The organism is Arthrobacter rhamnosi, assembly GCF_054510855.1.
In genome coordinates this window covers 87844-105004 of the sequence record NZ_JBTNDT010000007.1, presented here as the reverse complement: position 1 = coordinate 105004, position 17161 = coordinate 87844, and the positions used below count along the sequence as shown (strand labels likewise).

Sequence of the window (17161 nt, the reverse complement as noted above, 5' to 3'; positions counted from 1 at the left end):
ACCAGCACGATTCATGCGCGGAAGCTCCAAAAGCGGGTTAGGCTCCGAACTGAGAAGAAGGAGTCCAACGCCCCATGAGCCAGTCCCCCCTTGCCCCGTCCGAATCCGTCCGTAGCAACGGCACCGCCCGGCGGCACCGCCCGGTGACAAAGGTCCTGGTGGCGAACCGTGGGGAGATCGCCGTCCGGGTCATCCGTGCCGCCCGCGACGAGGGCATGGAGTCCGTCGCCGTGTACGCGGACCCGGACCGCGACGCGCTGCACGTGCGCATGGCCGACGAGGCCTTCGCGCTGGGTGGGGAGACGGCCGCCGAGTCCTACCTGGTCATGGACCGCATCCTCGAGGCGGCACGGCGCAGCGGGGCAGACGCCATCCACCCCGGATACGGCTTCCTCTCAGAGAACGCCGAGTTCGCGCAGCGCGTCATCGACGCCGGCATCACGTGGATCGGCCCGTCTCCGGAGTCCATCTCGCAGCTGGGCGACAAGGTGCAGGCACGCCACATCGCCGAGCGCGTCGGAGCGCCGCTCGTGCCCGGGACCAAGGATCCGGTGGAGTCCGTCCAGGAGGTCGTCGACTTCGCGGAGGAGTTCGGGCTGCCCATCGCCATCAAGGCTGCCTTCGGTGGCGGCGGTCGTGGCATCAAGGTGGTCCGCAGCCACGAGGAGATCCCCGAACTGTTCGATTCGGCGGTGCGCGAGGCGACGGCGGCCTTCGGTCGCGGAGAGTGCTTCGTGGAGCGGTTCCTCGATGCTCCCCGCCACGTCGAGACGCAGTGCCTCGCCGACGCGCACGGCGCCGTCGTGGTCGTTTCCACCCGCGACTGCTCGTTGCAGCGCCGCAACCAGAAACTCGTCGAGGAAGCGCCCGCCCCCTTCCTCTCGGACGAGCAGAACACGCGGCTCTACGAGGCCTCCAAGGCGATCCTCCGCGAGGCGGGCTACCAGGGGGCCGGCACCTGTGAGTTCCTCGTGGGCCAGGACGGCACCATCTCGTTCCTGGAGGTCAACACGCGCCTCCAGGTGGAGCACCCCGTCTCCGAGGAAGTCACGGGCCTGGACCTCGTCCGCGAGCAGTTCCGCATCGCCCGCGGTGAGGAACTGGGCTACGGCGACCCCGAAGTGCGCGGACACTCCTTCGAGTTCCGCATCAACGGGGAGGACGCCGGGCGCGGATTCATGCCGGCGCCGGGGACCGTGCGGACCCTCAAGCTCCCCACCGGTCCGGGGATCCGGGTGGACTCCGGCGTCGAGGCCGGCGAGGTCATCGGCGGAAACTTCGACTCCATGCTCGCGAAGCTCATCGTCAGCGGCGCCACCCGGGAGCAGGCCCTGCAGCGGGCCCGCCGGGCCCTCGCCGAGATGGTGATCGACGGCATGCCCACCGTGCTCCCGTTCCACGCGGCCGTCGTCGCGGACCCTGCCTTCGCTCCGGTCGAGGGGCCGTTCTCGGTCCACACGCGCTGGATCGAGACGGAGTTCACCAACACGATCGAGCCCTGGAAGGGTGCAGCGGATCCGACGTCCGACGACGAGTCCCGCCACCGCGTCACCGTCGAGGTCGGCGGCCGCCGCCTCGAGGTGGTCCTGCCCGCGGGCCTGGGTGCGGCGCCGAACGGCAAGGCCAGCGCGCCGGCCAAGTCGAAGAAGTCCTCCCGGGCACGTGCCGGCAAGGCCACCGTGAGCGGCGACGAGCTGACCTCGCCGATGCAGGGCACTATCGTCAAGGTCGCAGCATCCGACGGCGACGCCGTGGCGGAGGGAGACCTCATCGTGGTCCTCGAAGCCATGAAGATGGAGCAGCCCCTGACGGCCCACAAGTCCGGGACGCTGGAGGGCCTCACAGCGGCTCCGGGTGACACGGTCTCGGCCGGCTCCGTCATCGCCACGATCCGGGACTAGCGGGCTTCGGCAGGGGGCTGCGGGGGCAGGGCGCTACTTGTCCTTCCCGCCGCTGCCCTTGCCCTTGTCGCGCGCTTCTTCCGCCGCCTTCTGAGCGGCCTCCCGCTGGTCATTTGCCTTGTCGCGCGCTTCGTCCGCTGCCTTCTGAGCGGCCTCCCGCTGCTGTTCCCCTGCCTGATCGTCCACCTCGTCGCCGCTGTTCTCCGGGGCCGCGACGTCCTCCTCCGCCGTCCCGGTATCACCGTTGTCGTCGGAGGCGTCCCCATCGGTCGCCGGAGCAGGTGCGGGCTCCACCGGGGACGTGTCGTCGGGCTCGGGCGCCGGAGCGGCCGGTGGATCGGCCGGCGCGGGTGCCTCCACGGACGGCACCTCGTCAGGAGCGATGTCCTCCGGAGTCACCTCGGTGGAAGGCACCTCGCCGGACGGTACTTCATCGACGGACGCCTCGGCTTCCAGCGACGCGATCACGGCGTCGATACGCATGCCGATGAGCGTGGCCCGGTCCTCGTCGACCGTGCCCGCCTCCTGAGCGCTACCGACTTCCGCCTTCAGCCTCTGCGCGAGGACGATGGCTCCGGCGGAGTCCCCGGCGGCAGCGGTGGAGGCGATCGCCCTCACCTCGGCCTGGAAATCCCCGGCCGTAGCGGCATCGATGGGCCCGCCACATCCCGTCAGCAGGAGACCGGCTGCAATCAGGAGGGGAAGCCTCACCCTGAGGGCCGTCGTCATCGCTGCACGCTGTCGTAGAGTTCCTGCAACTTCTCGCCGGGCTCGCCGGAAACGGCCGGTAGCGGCTCGATGTCGGGTGAGGCATCGCGCGCCGACGCCGTGAAGGCCCACAGCGCCGCAGCCACCAGGGCCACCACGAGGACCGAGACGAGCCACGGGAGTACATGCCGGCGGCGCCTCGGGGAAGGCTTCGCGAGTACAGGCGGCCGGACCGTCCGGACCGAAGCCTCGGATGCCGTTGAACCGTCGAGGCGGGCAGGCTCCGTAGCGGGCGACACGACAGGCTGGAGGTCCGGCGTCGCCGCACTGCGGTCATAGCCCCCAGCCGCGGAGACTGCGGTACCGGCGTCGTAGGTATCGGCCTCGTAGGTATCGGCCTCGTAGGTGCCTGCCGGATGCGCCACCGGACGCGTCGCATCGACGGCCTGCGTGAGCCTCGACGTGTCCGGCCCCCCGTCTCCCGATTCCGGGGAGTGCAGCGGCCCAGGACCGGCGGGCAGGGAGATCGCCGCGGTCGGCGGGGCGGCGGACGGAAGCACCGTCGTCCGAGGGTCGGCGCGCTTCTGCGGGCCCATCGCCACCAGGGTGTGCACCACGTCCGCCGCGTCCGGGCGGTCCGCCGGATGGTCCAGGGTCATGGACACGAGCAGCGCGGACAGTGCGGGACCTGCGGCGTGCGGGATCGAGGGGCCACGGTGCAGGCGCGCGAGGGCACTCTCCACCCCCGTGCCGGGGAAGGGACGCTCCCCCGTCAGGGCTTCGATCATCACGAGCCCGAGCGAGTAGATGTCCGACGGCTGCCCCACGCCGTCGCCGCGGGCCTGCTCCGGACTGAAGTACGCGGCGCTGCCGATGACCTGTCCGGTCGCCGTCATGCGTCCGCCGTCGAAGAACCGGGCGATGCCGAAGTCGGTGAGGAGGTAGCCGAAGTAGCCGCTGGTGGGATCCGTCTGCCGGGTCAGGATGTTCGACGGCTTGATGTCGCGGTGCACGATGCCGCGGCTGTGGATGTACTGGAGCGTACGGGCGAGATCCAGCGCCATGAGCCGGACCTCCTCGCACCCGAGGGGTCCCCCGGTCCGCAGCAGGACCCCGAGGTCCGGGCCGTCGACGAGCTCCATGACCAGGTAGGCGTTGTCGCCGGTCTCTTCGCCGGTGTCCATGTCGAGGACCCGCACCAGACCGGGGTGATCGAGTCCCGCGAGCAGTCGCGCCTCGGCCGACCCCCGCTCGAGTCCGTCGGCGGTGCCGGGCCGGAAGAGCTTGAGGGCGACGTCCCGCTGCAACCGCGTGTCGCGGGCCCGGAAGACCTCGGCCATGCCGCCCGTCCCGACACGCTCCTCCAGTGCGTACCGCCCGGCCAGCGCCTGCTTCTCCATGTCGTCCACTTCCGCTGTCCTGTCACCCAAATCCGGGCACACGTGTTCCGCGCGCCACCGCGGATGTGATAAGCCTGCTGTGCTTCAAGTGTAGGGGTGACACTGCGAACGGACGCAAACAGGAGTCCGGAGACGACGGCGGCGCCGCACCCGGGTAGGGTGCGACGCCGTCGCGTGGACGCGTACGGAGGTCAGGCGACGTTGTTCTCGTAGTCGTGGTCGCGTGTCTCGCGCGAGACGAAGAGCGCGATGAACGTCAGGACGGCCGCCGCGCTGAGGTAGGCGCCGACCAGCACCGTACTTCCACCCGCGGCCTGCCAGAGCGCGACCGCGATGAAGGAGGCGGGCGCGGCGCCGATCATGCTCGACACGTTGTAGGCCACAGCCGACCCCGTGTAGCGCACGTTCGCCGGGAACAGTTCGGGCAGCACCGCGGCCATGGGGCCGAAGGTGAGGCCCATGAGGGTGAAGCCGACGATCAGCAGGATCATGGCGCCGACAGTCCCTGCCCCGAACAGCGGAGCCCACAGCAGACCGAAGACGGCGATGCCCACGGTGGTGGCGAGGAGCATCTTGCGCCGGCCGAAACGCTCGGCGAGCGGTCCCGACACGAGGGTGAAGATCCCGAAGAAGACGACGCCGATGATCAGCATCCACAGGAAGTCGGTGCGCGCCATGCCAAGGCCGGGGACGAACGCTGCAGCCTGCGCCTCAGTGAACTCCTTACCGGCAGCTGCCGCGCGGGCCTGGGCCTGCTCGATGCTCGACGGCGCCGTCCCGTAGGTCAGGGTGAAGGCGGTCATGAAGTAGAAGAGCACGTAGGTCGCGAACATGATGAACGTGCCGAGGATCAGTGCGCGCCAGTGGCGACGGAACGTGGTGCCGAGCGGCACCTTCACGACCTTGCCCTCGTTCTGGACCTTCTGGAAGGAGGCGCTCTCGATCAGCTTCAGCCGCACGTACAGGCCGATGACCACCATTACGGCACTCAGCAGGAACGGCACGCGCCAGCCCCACTCCAGGAACTGCTCCGGGCTCAGCGTGGAGCTCAGCAGCACGAACAGCAGGTTGGCCAGGATGAACCCGATCGGAGCTCCGAGCTGCGGGAACGTCCCGTAGATGGCACGCCTGCCCTCGGGGGCGTTCTCCGTGGCCAGCAGGGCGGCGCCGCTCCACTCACCACCCAGCGCGAGTCCCTGGAGGAAACGCAGCACGACGAGCAGCAGGGGTGCGAGGAGGACCCATCCCTCGGTGGTGGCAGAGGGAAGCAGGCCGATGAGGAACGTGGCGATACCCATGGTCAGCAGTGAAGCCACGAGGGTGGCCTTCCGGCCGATCTTGTCGCCGAAGTGGCCGAAGATGATGGATCCGAGCGGGCGTGCGACGAAGGCCACGCCGAAGACGGCGAAGGAGCTGAGCAGCTGGTTCGCGGAGGTCTGGTTGGGGAAGAACAACGCGGGGAACACCAGTACGGCGGCCGTGGCGTAGATGTAGAAGTCGTAGAACTCGATCGTCGTGCCGATGAGGCTGGCGAAGATCACCTTGCCCCGCGAGTTCAGTGGCTTGGTGGTTCCGCTGGCACCAGCGGCGGTGGAGGAGGTCATGGGTCGGCTTTCTCGGACGAGGCGCGACCGCCAGGTGCTCGAGGGCCCCTGCAGCACGGCGCCCGTGCTTCGGTTTGAACCCCAATATCAGATCACCGGCGTCCACTGGGTGGATAAGCGTGTCCACCATGTGGACGCCGGGAACGCCGTCCGGCACCGGTCCCGGTGCCGGACGGAGCGCTAGATGTGCACGTGCAGGCGCCGCGCCGCCTCCGAGATGGACCCGGTCAGCGATGGATACACCGTGAACGTGTTGGCGACGTCGTCCACGTGCAGCTTCTTGGTCACGGCGAGCGCGAGCGGGAAGATCAGCTCGGACGCGCGCGGCCCGACGACGACGCCGCCGATGACGGTGCCGGAACCCTTGCGTGAGATCACCTTCACGAAGCCGTCCTTGACGTTCATCATCTTCGCGCGGGCGTTGGTGTGCAGGGAGAGCTTGACGACGTCGCCCTGGTACCGCCCGGACTCGATGTCCTCCTCCGTGACGCCGACCGTGGCGATCTCCGGGGAGGTAAAGATGTTCGAGGCGACCTGCTTGAGCTTGATGGGACTGACGGAATCACCCATGAGGTGGGCGATGGCGATCCTGCCCTGCATCGCCGCGACCGAGGCGAGGGCGAAGACGCCCGTGCAGTCCCCCGCCGCGTAGACGTTCGGCGCCGTGGTGCGGGAGACGCCGTCCACCCGGATGTGGCCGGACTCGTTGACGGCGACGCCGGCCTCCTCGAGGCCGATGTCCGCGGTGTTCGGGACGGCGCCGACAGCGACGAGGCAATGGGTGCCCTCGACGGTCCGCCCGTCCGCCAGGTGGACGATCACGCCGTCGTCGGTGCGGTCTACGGCCTGGGCACGCGACTGGGAGAGGACCGTCATGCCGCGGTCCTTGAACACGCCCTCGAGCACCTCGGCGGCGTCGGCGTCCTCGCCGGGCAGCACGCGGTCGCGGCTGGAGATCAGCGTGACCTTGGACCCGAGCCCGTTGTAGGCACTCGCGAACTCGGCGCCGGTGACACCGGAACCGACGACGATCAGGTGCTCGGGGATCCGGCGGAGGTTGTAGAGCTGCGTCCAGTTGAAGATGCGCTCACCGTCAGGCATCGCGCTGGGCAGTTCGCGCGGCGTCGAGCCGACGGCGAGGAGGACGGCGTCGGCCTCGACGATCGTGGTCTCGCCGCCCGACTCGACCTCGAGCCGGTGGTTGTCGAGGAGCTTCCCCGTGCCGATGATCACGCGGACGCCGAGGCGTTCGAGGGTGGCGCGGATGTCCGAGGACTGCTCCACGGCGAGCTTCAGCAGCCGCTGGTTGACCTTGTCCAGGTCCGCGAAGACCTTGCTGTCCGCGGAGAAGTGGACACCCAGCCCGCTCGCGTCGGTGAAGCGCGTCATGGTGTCCGCCGTGGCGATGAGGGTCTTGGACGGCACGACGTCCGTGAGGACCGCTGATCCGCCCAGGCCCTGCCGTTCGACGACGGTCACGTTCGCGCCGAGCGAGGCCGCCACCAGTGCCGCTTCGTAGCCGCCGGGGCCCCCGCCCAGGATGGCCAGGCGCAATGAACTGAAATCGAGTTGGTTGGTCACGGTTTGATTATCGCCCATGCCACTGACACGCCGAAACGACGGGAGGCCCGCGCCTGAGCCGCGCGGGAAGGGCGCCGCGCCCGGTGTCGGGCCCGGTACGCAGAGGGTAAGTTGAACCGGTGACTTCCGATCCTTTTGACCTGGCCCGCGCCGCTGCCGGCCATATCGCCCGCGCTACCGGCATCGACCGGCACGACACCGCCCTCGTTCTCGGCTCCGGCTGGGGCGAGGCCGCCGAGCTGATCGGCGAGACGACGCACACCCTCGACGCCGCGGACATCCCCGGGTTCTCGGCCCCCGCCGTCGTCGGCCACACCGGCACCGTCCGCTCGATCCTGACGCCGAACGGCAAGCGCGCCCTCGTGCTCGGTGCCCGAACGCACTTCTACGAGGGCAAGGGAGTGCGCGCCGTGGTGCACGGCGTGCGGACCGCGGCGGCCGCCGGCGCGACGACCATGATCCTCACCAACGGGTGCGGCGGCCTGCAGGAACGCTGGCAGCCCGGCACCCCGGTCCTGATCCGCGACCACATCAACCTCACGGCGTCCTCGCCGCTGGAAGGGGCGACCTTCGTCGACCTGACCGACCTCTACTCCTCACGCCTGCGCAGCATCGCACGGAGCGTGGATCCGACGCTCGACGAGGGCGTCTACGCACAGTTCACCGGCCCTCACTACGAGACCCCGGCCGAGGTGCAGTATGCGAAGCGCATCGGCGCCGACCTCGTCGGCATGTCCACCGCCCTCGAGGCCATCGCCGCCCGGCACGCGGGCATGGAGGTCTTCGGCATCTCGCTGGTGACCAACCTGGCGGCCGGCATCAGCCCGGTGCCCCTCAGCCACGCCGAGGTCCTCGAGGCGGGACATGCCGCAGGGCCGCGCATCTCGCGCCTGCTGGCCGACATCGTCGCCACGATCTGACCCGCCTCCTCCACACCGCCGGACCTCCAGCAGGCATGCCCGGCGACCGCCGGACATCCATCGCCGATCCACGTAAGGGACACGCATGACCACCTCTGAACTGGACACCCTCCTCCCCACCGCCGACGCGTGGGCGGCCGCGGATCCGGACCCGCAAACGGCGGAAGAACTCCGCGCGCTCGTGGCATCGGTCCGGACCCGGGACGCCTCGGCCGCCGTCTCCGAGCAGGACCTGCGGGACCGCTTCTCCGGGCCGCTCGCCTTCGGCACCGCCGGCCTGCGCGCAGCCCTGGGCGCCGGCCCCAACCGGATGAACCGCGTGGTGGTGCGCCGCGCCGCTGCAGGGGTCGCCGCCCACGCGCTGGACCTCGCCACCGGCGCCTACGCACCCCGCGCCGTCGTCGGGTTCGATGCCCGCCACAACTCCCGCATCTTCGCCGAGGAGACCGCCGCGATCTTCACCGCGGCCGGCATCGAGACCTTCCTGATGCCGCGTGAGCTCCCGACCCCGGTGCTGGCCTACGCGATCCGCGCCCTGGAGTGCGAGGTGGGCATCATGGTCACGGCCAGCCACAACCCCCCGCAGGACAACGGATACAAGGTGTACCTGGGCGGACGGGCCGTGGAGGAGGATGCGCGCGGCGTCCAGATCGTCGCCCCGCACGACGCCGGCATCGCCGCCCGGATCGACCAGGTCGGCGCCGTCGAGAGCGTCGGGCTCGCCTCCGCCGGCTGGACGGTGCTGCCCGAGAGCATCGAGGCGGACTACATCGCCGCCGTCTCGGCCCTCGCCGACCCGGCCGTCACGGCCCGCGACCTCCGGATCGTCCTCACTCCCCTGCACGGCGTCGGCGGGCGGACGGCGCAGGCCGTGCTGGCCGCCGCCGGATTCGCCGACGTCACCGTCGTCGAACGGCAGGCCGATCCCGATCCCGACTTCCCCACCGTCGCCTTCCCCAACCCGGAGGAACCGGGGGCGCTGGACCTCGCCCTCGAGACCGCCGCCCAGGTGGACGCCGACCTCGTGATCGCCAACGACCCCGACGCCGACCGTGTGGCACTCGCGGCACGCGAGCCGTCCACCGGCACGTGGCGCATGCTGCGCGGCGACGAGGTGGGAACGCTCCTCGGCCTGCACCTGGCCGCGCGCCTCACGGCGGACGCCCGGGACGGATCCGCAGGGCACCCTGCCCGCCGCAGCGTGTTCGCGAACTCGATCGTGTCCTCCCGCCTCCTCGGGCGGATCGCCGGGATGTCCGGCATCGACCACGCCCAGACCCTGACGGGCTTCAAGTGGATCGCCCGCGTCCACGACCTCTCCTTCGGCTACGAGGAGGCCCTGGGCTACTGCGTCGCACCCGACCTCGTGCGGGACAAGGACGGCATCTCCGCAGGGCTGCTGCTGGCGGAACTGGCCGCCGCGACCAAGGCGGCCGGCCGCACGCTCTTCGACCTGTTGGATGACTCCTTCCTCGTCCACGGCCTGCACGCCTCCGACCAGCTCTCCGTCCGCGTGGCGAGTCTCGGGCTGCTGGGCGCCATGATGAACCGGCTCAGGGAGAACCCGCCGACGTCCTTCGCCGGCTCGCCGGTGAGCGTCGCGGAGGACCTCGCCCAGGGGTCTGCGCACCTGCCGCCCACGGACGGGCTGCTCTACCTGACGCACGACGAGACGCGCGTCATCATCCGGCCCAGCGGCACCGAGCCGAAGCTCAAGTGCTACCTGGAGGTCGTGGAGCCCGTCGGGTCCACCGCGGAGCTCGAGGAGGCCAAGACCGCAGCGCGTACGCGCCTCGACGCCGTCAAGCGCGACGTCGGGGAGGCGCTCGGCCTCTGAGCGGCGGTCCGGTGGCGGGGGTCGCCTCCCGGTGGGCCCTCGCCGTCATGGAAAGATGGGGACCATGCCTACCGACGTATCCCTCGCCTCCTTCATCGACCACACGCTCCTCAAGCCCGAAGCCAGCCGTGAGCAGATCCTCACGGTGTGCCGCGAGGCCGTCGAGTACTCGTTCAAGTCCGTCTGCGTGAATCCGATCTGGGTCAGCACCGTGCGCACGGCGGTGAAGGACACCGGCGTCCTCACCTGCTCCGTGATCGGCTTCCCGCTCGGTGCCACGACCACCGAGGTCAAGGTCTTCGAGGCCCGCGGCGCCGTGGCCGACGGCGCCGATGAGATCGACATGGTCATCAACATCGCCGCGGCGCGGGCGGGAGACCGGGACGCACTCGTCCAGGACATCCTCGCCGTCGCCGACGCCGTCCACGAGCACGGTTCCATCCTGAAGGTCATCATCGAGACGTCGCTGCTCACCGACGAGCAGAAAGTCCTTGCGTGCGAGGCCGCCGTCGAGGCAGGAGCTGACTTCGTGAAGACCTCCACCGGCTTCAACGGCGGCGGCGCGACCATCGAGGACGTGGCCCTGATGCGGAAGACCGTGGGTCCGGACCTCGGCGTGAAGGCGTCCGGCGGTGTCCGCTCGCTCGAGGACGCCCGCGCGATGATCGCCGCCGGAGCAACGCGTATCGGCGCCAGCTCGGGAGTCGCTATCGTTAAGGGTGAACAGGGCGCCGCAGGCTACTGACGGCGCAGCAGGTACACCACGCACGCAAGGAGATCCAATGTCACATGAAGCTTCCGCCAGGAGCGACGCCGGGAGCGACGCCGAGCGTTCGCCTGCCCACGCCGGCAAGGGGCACCTCGTCGAGAACATCCTCGTGTTCGTGATCATGTTCGGCATGTTCCTGGTCGGCATGTACCTGCTGACCTGGCTCTCGCTCGACAACGTCTGGCCCATGGCCGCGCTCGTCGTCCTCGCATTCCTCGCGTTCTTCATCCCCCAGGGCATCCTTGGTCGCGCCGACACCGGCTACGACCTCGCCGAGGGCAACCGCACCCGCGAGAAGAAGACGTCGGCCGGCGTCAGTTCCTGACCACGGCGGCGCAGCGCCGCGCTCACCTGCACGAAGAGGCCGCCCCCGAAGGGACGGCCTCTTCGTGTCTCCGGCTGTCCGCCGACGGGCCGGGGCGGTTAGGGCGTGAACACCGCGTCGAGCACGTTCCTCGCCCAGTCCAGGATCTCGGCGTCGACGAGGTCGCGGCCGCCGATCCTCGCGGTCTTCGGTTTGGGGACGAGCACCGCGTTGAGGGCCGGCTTCACCGAGGCGCCCGGGTACATCCGGGTGAGGCGCATCTGCTTGGACTCGGGCAGCTCGGCGGGAGCGAACTTGATGAAGTTGCCCTGCAGCGCCACGTCCGTGAGGCCGAGGTGCCGGGCCGCGACCCGGAAGCGCGCCACGGCCACCAGGTTCTGGACAGCGGCGGGAGGCTCGCCGTAGCGATCCTGGAGTTCGGCCACGACCGCGTCGATCGCCTCGTCGGTGGCAGCGGCGGCGAGCTTCCGGTAGGCCTCGAGGCGCAGCCTCTCCCCCGGCACGTAGTCGTGCGGCAGGTGGGCGTTGACCGGCAGCTCGATCTTCATGTCCGCTGCCTTCTCCTCGGCCTCGCCGCGGAAGTTGGCGACGGCCTCCCCGACCAGGCGGATGTAGAGGTCGAACCCGACACCCTGGATGTGGCCCGACTGCTCCCCGCCCAGCAGGTTGCCCGCACCACGGATCTCGAGGTCCTTCAGGGCCAGCTGCATGCCCGCACCGAGCTCGTTGTGCGACGCGACGGCCTTGAGCCGCTCGAGCGCCACTTCGCCGAGAGGCTTCTCCGACGGGTACAGGAAGTACGAGTAGGCCCGCTCGCGTCCGCGGCCCACGCGGCCGCGGAGCTGGTGGAGCTGCGACAGCCCGTAGGAGTCCGCCCGGTCCACGATCAGCGTGTTGGCATTGGAGATGTCCAGGCCCGTCTCGATGATCGTGGTGCAGACCAGGACGTCGAACCGCTTCTCCCAGAAATCGACGATGATCTGCTCGAGCCGGGACTCCGTCATCTGGCCGTGCGCCACGGCGACGCGCGCCTCGGGCACGAGCTCCTTGAGGTGCGCCGCCGTGCGGTCGATCGACGAGACGCGGTTGTGCACGAAGAACACCTGGCCCTCGCGCATCAGTTCACGGCGGAGCGCCGCCGAGGCCTGCTTGTCGGTGTAGGGACCGACGTAGGTGAGCACGGGGTGGCGCTCCTCCGGCGGCGTCGCGAGGGTCGAGGTCTCCCGGATCCCGGTCAGGGACATCTCGAGCGTCCTCGGGATCGGCGTCGCGCTCATCGCGAGGACGTCCACGTTGGTGCGCATCTTCTTCAGCGCTTCCTTGTGCTCCACGCCGAACCGCTGCTCCTCGTCGACGATCACGAGCCCGAGGTCCTTGAAGGAGATCTCCTTCGACAGCAGGCGGTGCGTGCCGATCACGACGTCGACGGCCCCCGAGGTGAGGCCCTCCGCCGTCTCCCGGGACTCCTTGGTGGTCTGGAAGCGCGACAGCGCGCGGACCCGCACCGGGAACCCGGAGAAGCGCTCCGAGAAGGTCTCGAAGTGCTGCTGCACCAGGAGCGTGGTGGGCACGAGCACCGCCACCTGCTTGCCGTCCTGCACCGCCTTGAAGGCGGCCCGCACGGCAATCTCCGTCTTGCCGTACCCGACGTCGCCGGAGACGAGGCGGTCCATGGGGATCTCCCGCTCCATGTCCGACTTGACCTCGTTGATCGTGGTCAGCTGGTCGGGCGTCTCGACGTACGGGAAGGCCTCCTCGAGCTCGCGCTGCCAGGGGGTGTCGGGCCCGAAGGCGTGTCCGCGGGAGGCCATGCGTGCTGAGTACAGACGGATGAGCTCGCCGGCGATCTCCTTGACCGCCTTGCGTGCCTGGTTCTTGGTCTTGCTCCAGTCCGAACCGCCCATCTTGCTCAGGGCCGGTGCGTCACCGCCGACGTAGCGCGTCACCTGATCGAGCTGGTCCGTGGGTACGAAGAGTCGGTCGCCGGGCGCGCCGCGCTTGGACGGCGCGTACTCGAGGACGAGGTACTCGCGCGTGGTGCGAGTGGGTCCGGCGCCCGTGGAGCGCTGCATCAGTTCCACGAACTTCGCCACGCCGTGCTGCTCGTGGACCACGAAGTCGCCTTCCTTGAGCTGCAGCGGATCGACCGCGTTGCGGCGGCGCGAGGGCATCTTCCGCATGTCCCGCGTGCCCGAGGCGCTCGTGCGCCCGAGCAGGTCGGCCTCGGTGAGCAGCCCCATCTTCAGGCTGTCCACCACGAAGCCGCGGCCCGCGCAGGCCGTCGTGATCTCGATGATGCCGGGCTGCGGCGGAGCCTCGAGCGAGTCGACGCGGCTCGTGGGGATATCGTTGTCGGAGAAGAGCTCGGCGAGGCGCTGGGCCGGCCCCGGGCCCTCGGTGGCGACGACGACGCGCCACTGGTCGCGGACGCGGCCGCCGATGAAGTCCATCATCTCGGCGACGTCGCCCTGGTAGCCGCGCGGCTCGCGCGCGTGCAGCGTGAAGCTGTCGACGTCGCTCAGTTCCTCGTCCGCGCCGAACGACGTGATGCCCCACCAGGCGACCGAGTGGGCGAGCGCGGTCGCCCGGGTGTCGGCCAGCGAGCGGAAGCTGGCTTCCTGCAGGTCCGTGCCGAGGCCGCCGCTGAGGTCGAGGGGAGCGGCCCCGCCTTCGGACGCCGTGGACCATGCCGCCGCGAGGAACTCCTCGTTGGTCGCGGCGAGGTCATGGGCGCGGGAGCGGACCTTCTCGGGTTCGATGACGACGGCGATCGACCCGGCCGGCAGTTCGCCGACGAACGGCACCATGGCGTCCACGAGCACCGGCGCGAGCGATTCCATGCCCTCGACGGCGATGCCCCCGGCGATCTTCTCCAGCATCGACGCCGCGGCCGGCAGTTCGGACTGCAGCTTCGCGGCCCGCGACATGACCGACGGGGTGATGAGGATCTCCCGGCAGGGCGGGGCGTACAGGGCCACCGGTGGCTCGCCCGACGTGAGCGAGCGCTGGTCGGCGACGGCGAACCAGCGCATCTGGTCCACCTCGTCGCCGAAGAAGTCGACACGGATGGGGTGGTCCTCGGTGGGCGGGAAGACGTCGATGATGCCGCCGCGCACGGCGAACTCGCCGCGGTGCGTGACCATGTCGACCCGCGCGTAGGCGGCGTCCGAGAGCGCCTTCACGACGTCGGAGAAGGCCACCTCGTCGCCGACCTTCAGCGACACGGGCTCGAGGTCGCCGAGGCCCGCGACGAGCGGCTGCACGACGGCGCGGATGGGGGCGGTGATGACCTGCACCGGCACACCCTCGGGATGCGCGAGCCTGCGCAGGACCGACAAGCGCCGCCCCACGGTGTCGGAGCGCGGTGACAGGCGCTCGTGGGGCAGGGTCTCCCAGCTCGGGAACTCCTCGATGGCGCTGCCGGGCAGGTAGCTCCGCAACGCGGCGGCGAGGTCCTCGGCTTCCCGACCGGTGGCGGTGATGGCGAGGACCACCGGCGCGGCCCCGCCGTCGGCGGAGGCGGCGAGGCCGTCGACCATCTCGGCGATCAGGGGCGCACGCATGCCGGCCGGTGCACCGATCTGCAGGTCCGCGCTGCGCTGCTCGACAGGCCGTGCGGCATTGGTCCGTACGCGGGCGTACGACGCGTCCTCGGCAAGCGCTGCGCGCAATCCGTTCAGGCTCATGATGGGACTCCTCAGGCGTGGGTTCCTCCACCCCGTACCTCCCGCGATCAGCAGGGGCGTGACAGGGCGGAGACAGCACAAAAGCCCGGAAAGATCAGGCGTTCCCGGGGATGTTTCCAGCCTACCAAGCGGCCCTGACACCTGGGGCCGCCCGGCGCCGGCCGACCTCCCTGCAGGGGCAGGCCGTAGGATTACCGGAGACCCCTGTCCTGCCGCCCGTGCGGCACCGCGCTGATTTCCCGGAGGAACCATGGCACTGAACGCGTCCACCACACTCCCCTACGACACCGCCACCGTCCTCGGCGTCTTCACCGACGAAGGCTTCGTGCGCCACATGAGCGAGTACGTCGGAGGCTCCCTACAGTCCCTCACGCTCGACGGCGACCCCGCCGGCGCGTTCACCCTCACTGCCGTCCGCACCATGCCGACCAACCGGCTGCCGGACATGGCCCGCAAGTTCGTCGGCGAGACGCTCTCCGTCACGCAGACCGAGCACTGGGAAGCCCCCGCGGCGGACGGCTCGCGCCGGGCCTCGCTCGACATGACGGTCGCCGGAGTCCCCCTGAACGTCACCGCGGTGCAGCGCCTGGTCTCCCAGGGCACCTCCACGGTCGTCGATCTCCAGGGCAATGTGACCTCGTCCATCCCGTTCCTCGGCGGGAAGATCGCCGGTGCGGCCGAGCCCATGATCGGCAAGGCCCTCAACGTGCAGGCCGTCGAGGCCCGGAAGTGGCTCGAGAACCGCTGATCCCCTTCCGCCCCGCACCTTCGTCACCTCCACCCGAAAGACTCGCACCGTGCAGCTCCCCACACCCCTCGCCCTCATCCTGATCCTCGCCGGCATCTGGACGCTGATCGTCTGGCCGCCCTTCCTGCGCCGTGTCCTCAAGGACCCGCGGGCGCGGGACGAGAAGGGCGCAGCGACGCGGTTCCTGACCGTGCACCTCATGCTCATCTCGACGTCGATGATCCTCGGCGCGGCCACCGCCGTGATCGGGGTGCGGGCCCTCATCGGCTGAGGCCCGCACCCGTACGCACGGCAGCGGCCGATCGAGAGAGGACAGCACATGGCAGGCGACGAGTCCGCGAAGGCGGTGGGGGCCCACCCCGTCGTCCTGCAGCGGTCCAGCTACCCGGAGTACCTGCGGATCACGGAGATCCTCCGCAAGGAGACCGTGGGCGGGATCCTGCTGCTGATCGCGAGTGCGATCGCCATCGCCTGGGCCAACTCCCCGTTCGCCGACTCCTACTTCGCGGTCCGGGACTTCGAGTTCGGCTACGAGCCCTGGCACCTGGACCTCTCCGTGGGTACGTGGGCGTCGGACGGACTGCTCGCGGTGTTCTTCTTCCTCACCGGACTCGAACTCAAGCGCGAGTTCGTCGCCGGGGACCTCCGGCGGATCAGCCGGGCCATCGTGCCCGTCGCGGCGGCCTTCGGCGGCGTCGTCGTCCCCGCCCTGATCTACGTCCTCGTGAACCTGTCCTCCCCCGACACCCTCAGGGGGTGGGCGATCCCGACCGCCACGGACATCGCGTTCGCCCTGGCCGTGCTCGCCGTGATCAGCTCGCACCTGCCCGGTGCCCTGCGGATCTTCTTGCTGACCCTCGCCGTGGTGGATGACCTCATCGCCATCGCGATCATCGCGTTCTTCTACTCCGAGGACGTCCGCCCCGCCTTTTTGCTGGCGATGCTCCTGCCGCTGGGGCTCTTCGCCCTCCTCGCGCAGGCCAAGCCCCGGTTCTTCGGCACCACCGTGCACGGGCCCTGGCTGATCCTGCTGCCGCTGGGCATCGCGACCTGGGCGCTCATGCATGCCTCGGGCGTCCACGCGACCGTCGCCGGGGTCCTGCTCGGGTTCTGCGTCCCCGTGCTGCGGCACGCCCCCGACGGCAAGCCCGTCGCGCCACGACCGGACCAGCCCGGGCTCGCCGAGGTCCTCGAGCACCGCTTCCGCCCCCTGTCCACCGGGTTCGCCGTCCCCGTCTTCGCGTTCTTCGCCGCCGGCGTCGCGATCGGCGGCGCCGAGGGCTTCGTGTCCGCCCTCACGGACCCGGTCCTCATCGGCATCGTCCTGGGCCTGGTCCTCGGCAAGCCCCTCGGGATCCTGGCCACCACGTTCCTCGTCACGAAGACCACGCGGGCGCACCTGGACCCGGGCCTGAGCTGGTGGGACCTGCTCGGCGTCGGCATCCTCGCCGGCGTCGGCTTCACCGTGTCGCTCCTCGTGAACGACCTCAGCTTCGGCACCGGCAGCGAGCACGACGACCACGCGAAGGTCGCCATCCTCACCGCGTCCCTCACCGCGGCCCTGCTCTCCAGCGTGATACTGCGCCTGCGCAACAGGCGCTACCGCCGCATCGAGGAGGAAGAAACAATCGATGCCGACGCGGACGGCATCCCCGACGTCTTCGAAGGCCGCGGGAACTAGG

Annotated in this window: 13 protein-coding genes; 8 read left to right on the top strand and 5 right to left on the bottom strand. The window is 70.1% G+C overall.

Annotation, left to right across the window (positions count from 1 at the left end; genetic code table 11):
- Positions 1-74: 74 nt before the first annotated feature.
- On the top strand, positions 75-1901 hold the full coding sequence (locus ACX80I_RS13980) for an acetyl/propionyl/methylcrotonyl-CoA carboxylase subunit alpha (protein WP_459345726.1): 1827 nt from the start codon (positions 75-77) through the stop codon (positions 1899-1901).
- 33 nt (positions 1902-1934) lie between these two features.
- Here ACX80I_RS13980 and ACX80I_RS13975 read toward each other — a convergent pair whose 3' ends face one another.
- From ACX80I_RS13975 to ACX80I_RS13960, 4 genes are all read right to left on the bottom strand, one after another.
- Positions 1935-2630 carry a hypothetical protein gene (locus ACX80I_RS13975; RefSeq protein ID WP_459345725.1) on the bottom strand — a complete coding sequence of 232 codons (696 nt, stop codon included), beginning with the start codon at positions 2628-2630 and terminating at the stop codon, positions 1935-1937.
- Entirely contained in the window at positions 2627-4009 is a 1383-nt protein-coding gene (locus tag ACX80I_RS13970; protein ID WP_459345826.1) for a serine/threonine-protein kinase, read from the bottom strand. The genes ACX80I_RS13975 and ACX80I_RS13970 overlap by 4 nt, the downstream gene beginning before the upstream one ends.
- Positions 4010-4200: 191 nt before the next feature.
- Positions 4201-5613, bottom strand: a complete 1413-nt coding sequence (locus ACX80I_RS13965; RefSeq protein WP_459345724.1) for an MFS transporter — start codon at positions 5611-5613, stop codon at positions 4201-4203.
- Between the two features lie 180 nt (positions 5614-5793).
- Complete coding sequence (locus tag ACX80I_RS13960; RefSeq protein ID WP_459345723.1) at positions 5794-7194, bottom strand: NAD(P)H-quinone dehydrogenase; 1401 nt, start codon at positions 7192-7194, stop codon at positions 5794-5796.
- 119 nt (positions 7195-7313) lie between these two features.
- On the opposite strand from ACX80I_RS13960, the gene ACX80I_RS13955 reads away from it, so the two are divergent.
- The 4 genes from ACX80I_RS13955 (at position 7314) to ACX80I_RS13940 (ending at position 11045) form a co-directional block, all read left to right on the top strand.
- Positions 7314-8114 carry a purine-nucleoside phosphorylase gene (locus tag ACX80I_RS13955; RefSeq protein WP_459345722.1) on the top strand — a complete coding sequence of 267 codons (801 nt, stop codon included), beginning with the start codon at positions 7314-7316 and terminating at the stop codon, positions 8112-8114.
- Between the two features lie 85 nt (positions 8115-8199).
- Positions 8200-9951, top strand: coding sequence for a phospho-sugar mutase (locus tag ACX80I_RS13950; protein ID WP_459345721.1), 1752 nt, complete (start codon positions 8200-8202; stop codon positions 9949-9951).
- A gap of 55 nt (positions 9952-10006) precedes the next feature.
- The gene (gene deoC / locus ACX80I_RS13945; protein WP_459345720.1) at positions 10007-10696 is read left to right on the top strand and encodes a deoxyribose-phosphate aldolase; all 690 of its coding nucleotides are present in this window, start codon (positions 10007-10009) and stop codon (positions 10694-10696) included.
- A gap of 37 nt (positions 10697-10733) precedes the next feature.
- Positions 10734-11045: a hypothetical protein gene (locus ACX80I_RS13940; protein ID WP_459345719.1), complete on the top strand. Its 312-nt coding sequence runs from the start codon at positions 10734-10736 to the stop codon at positions 11043-11045.
- A gap of 98 nt (positions 11046-11143) precedes the next feature.
- On the opposite strand, the gene mfd is transcribed toward ACX80I_RS13940, so the two are convergent.
- Positions 11144-14731 (bottom strand): transcription-repair coupling factor, encoded by a 3588-nt coding sequence (gene mfd, locus ACX80I_RS13935; protein ID WP_459345718.1) that lies wholly within the window; start codon positions 14729-14731, stop codon positions 11144-11146.
- A 250-nt stretch (positions 14732-14981) separates the two neighbouring features.
- Between mfd and ACX80I_RS13930 the strand changes: the two genes are divergently transcribed.
- The 3 genes from ACX80I_RS13930 to nhaA are packed head-to-tail and all read left to right on the top strand — an operon-like array spanning position 14982 to position 17160.
- Positions 14982-15479, top strand: coding sequence for a DUF2505 domain-containing protein (locus ACX80I_RS13930; protein WP_459345717.1), 498 nt, complete (start codon positions 14982-14984; stop codon positions 15477-15479).
- Positions 15480-15528: 49 nt separating this feature from the next.
- A complete protein-coding gene (locus tag ACX80I_RS13925; RefSeq protein WP_459345716.1) occupies positions 15529-15750 on the top strand; it encodes an SCO4848 family membrane protein in 222 nt (73 codons plus the stop codon).
- A gap of 48 nt (positions 15751-15798) precedes the next feature.
- Positions 15799-17160: a Na+/H+ antiporter NhaA gene (gene nhaA, locus ACX80I_RS13920; RefSeq protein WP_459345715.1), complete on the top strand. Its 1362-nt coding sequence runs from the start codon at positions 15799-15801 to the stop codon at positions 17158-17160.
- Position 17161 lies beyond the last annotated feature (1 nt).

Bases quoted from the DNA above. Each gene is read 5' to 3' on its own strand.
- ACX80I_RS13980 (WP_459345726.1), top strand. From the start codon at position 75: ATGAGCCAGTCCCCCCTTGCCCCGTCCGAATCCGTCCGTAGCAACGGC.
- ACX80I_RS13930 (WP_459345717.1), top strand. From the start codon at position 14,982: ATGGCACTGAACGCGTCCACCACACTCCCCTACGACACCGCCACCGTC.
- ACX80I_RS13965 (WP_459345724.1), bottom strand. From the start codon at position 5,613: ATGACCTCCTCCACCGCCGCTGGTGCCAGCGGAACCACCAAGCCACTG.
- nhaA (WP_459345715.1), top strand. From the start codon at position 15,799: ATGGCAGGCGACGAGTCCGCGAAGGCGGTGGGGGCCCACCCCGTCGTC.
- ACX80I_RS13970 (WP_459345826.1), bottom strand. From the start codon at position 4,009: ATGGAGAAGCAGGCGCTGGCCGGGCGGTACGCACTGGAGGAGCGTGTC.
- mfd (WP_459345718.1), bottom strand. From the start codon at position 14,731: ATGAGCCTGAACGGATTGCGCGCAGCGCTTGCCGAGGACGCGTCGTAC.
- ACX80I_RS13975 (WP_459345725.1), bottom strand. From the start codon at position 2,630: ATGACGACGGCCCTCAGGGTGAGGCTTCCCCTCCTGATTGCAGCCGGT.
- deoC (WP_459345720.1), top strand. From the start codon at position 10,007: ATGGGGACCATGCCTACCGACGTATCCCTCGCCTCCTTCATCGACCAC.
- ACX80I_RS13940 (WP_459345719.1), top strand. From the start codon at position 10,734: ATGTCACATGAAGCTTCCGCCAGGAGCGACGCCGGGAGCGACGCCGAG.
- ACX80I_RS13950 (WP_459345721.1), top strand. From the start codon at position 8,200: ATGACCACCTCTGAACTGGACACCCTCCTCCCCACCGCCGACGCGTGG.